We start from the raw sequence: 1,217 nt of genomic DNA on the forward strand, positions 1-1,217 counted from the left end.
GGCGTACCAGGCGAAGACGTCATCGCGCGGCGCATCGACCACGCTCGAAAATTCCAGGGCCATCCCTCGACGGTAGCCAACGATCGGGCTTCGGCGATCGGGCTTCGGCGATCGGGCTTCGGCGACCGGGCTTCGGCGACCGGGCTTCAGCGATCGGGCAGGGCGTGCTCGGCGATCGGCAGTCGGGGCCGCGGCTGCCGATCGCCGCGCTTGGCCGCCAGATACACCTGCGCGGTCTGCTCGGCCACCGTCTGCCAGGAGAAGTCGCAGGTCAGCCGCTCGCGGGCGGCGCGGGCGCGCCGCTGCGCGGCCCCCGGATCGTCGAGTACGGTGCGCACCGCCGACGCCAGGCCCGCCACGTCGCGCGGTGGGCACGACACTCCGGTTGTGCCGTTGATCACTGCCTCGCCCAGCCCCCCGATGTTCGTGGTCACCAGCGGCGCGCCGGCCGCGGCGGCTTCCAGGGCGACGATCCCGAACGGCTCGTAGTGACTGGGCAGCACCGCGGCGTCGGCCCGGTGCAGCGCCGTCAGCAGATCGGCGTGGCCGAGGTGGCCGACGAACCGGGTCGCCCGCAGCACCCGGTGTCGTCGGGCCTGTTCGACGAGCCAGTCCCGCTGGGTTCCGGTTCCAGCGACGGTCAAGGTGGTGCCGGGGTGGGTTCGCCTGACCCGTGGCAGGGCCGCGATGATGTCGTGCGCCCCCTTCTCGTATTCCAGGCGGCCCAGGTAGAGCAGTTCGGCAGGCCCGGTGCGCGGCCGGCGCGGCGCGAACGGCCAGCGCGTCACGTCGATGCCGTTGCGGATCACGGTGATGCCGGCCAGGCCGGGGCCGAACAACTCGGTGATCTCCTCGGCCATCGACCCCGAACACGTGATCAGCGAATCGGATTCGCGCACCAGCCACGACTCGATCGCGTGAACCTGCCGGCTGATCGTCCCGGACACCCAGCCCGAATGCCGCCCGGCTTCGGTGGCGTGAATCGTGGAAATCATTGGCACGTCGTAGAACTGGGCCAGCGCGATGGCCGGGTGGGCGACCAGCCAGTCGTGTGCGTGCACGACGTCGGGGCGCCACGGCCGGTCGGTGTCGTGGCGTTTGATGACCATCCCGGCTCGGATCATCGCGTGGCCCATCGCCAGGGTCCAGGCCATCATGTCGGTGCCGAAGCCGAACTCGTGCGGGTCCTGCGCGGCCGCGATCACCCGGACGCCCTC

1 protein-coding gene is annotated in these 1,217 nt (G+C 71.4%); it reads right to left on the minus strand.

The features are described 5' to 3' along the window. Positions 1–146 precede the first annotated feature (146 nt). Positions 147–1,217: glycosyltransferase family 4 protein (locus AC2VON_RS07520; protein ID WP_486952384.1), on the minus strand; the 1,071-nt coding region annotated here is incomplete at its 5' end.

Source organism: Mycobacterium sp. TH-M82 (genome assembly GCF_057473605.1).